The 503-nt window shown below is 77.1% G+C and carries 1 protein-coding gene; it reads left to right on the top strand.

Annotated elements, in window-relative coordinates; translation table 11 throughout:
* The coding region (locus VM95_RS38005) for a serine/threonine-protein kinase (protein ID WP_157882317.1) at positions 1–503 on the top strand (503 nt) is incomplete at both ends.

Here is a 503-nt window from a genome sequence, read left to right as displayed (position 1 = left end):
GCACCGCGACATCAAGCCCGACAACATCATGATCACCGAGGCCGGGCAGCTGAAGGTGCTGGACTTCGGCATCGCGCAGCTGGACACCGGCGCGGGCGGGCTGACCACCACCGGGACGATCGTCGGCAGCCCGGCGTACATGGCGCCCGAGCGGTGGACCGGCGGCCGGGTGGACGGTCGGGCCGACCTGTACGCGCTCGGCTGCGTGCTGGTCGAACTCTTCACCGGGGCGCGGCCGTTCGCCGGGGACTCGACGCCGGTGCTGATGTACCAGCACCTCAACGAGCCGCCGCCGGCGCTCGACCCGGCGCAGTTCGGGCTGCCGCCGCAGGTGGCCGGGCTGGTCGCGGAGCTGCTGGCGAAGGACCCGGCCGAGCGGCCGGCGGACGCCCGGACGGTCGAGCGGCGGCTCGCGGAGCTGGCCGAGCGGCGCGCGGGAGCCGCCGGGGTGCCGGGGCCGGCGCCGACCGTGGTGGACCGGCCGGGGGCGGTGGCGCCGCCGG

It is taken from the genome of Streptomyces rubellomurinus (genome assembly GCF_000961885.1).
In the GTDB taxonomy this organism is placed as follows: domain Bacteria; phylum Actinomycetota; class Actinomycetes; order Streptomycetales; family Streptomycetaceae; genus Kitasatospora; species Kitasatospora rubellomurina.
Note: the sequence above shows the minus strand (reverse complement) of the source record. Positions and strands in the feature narration are given on the sequence as shown.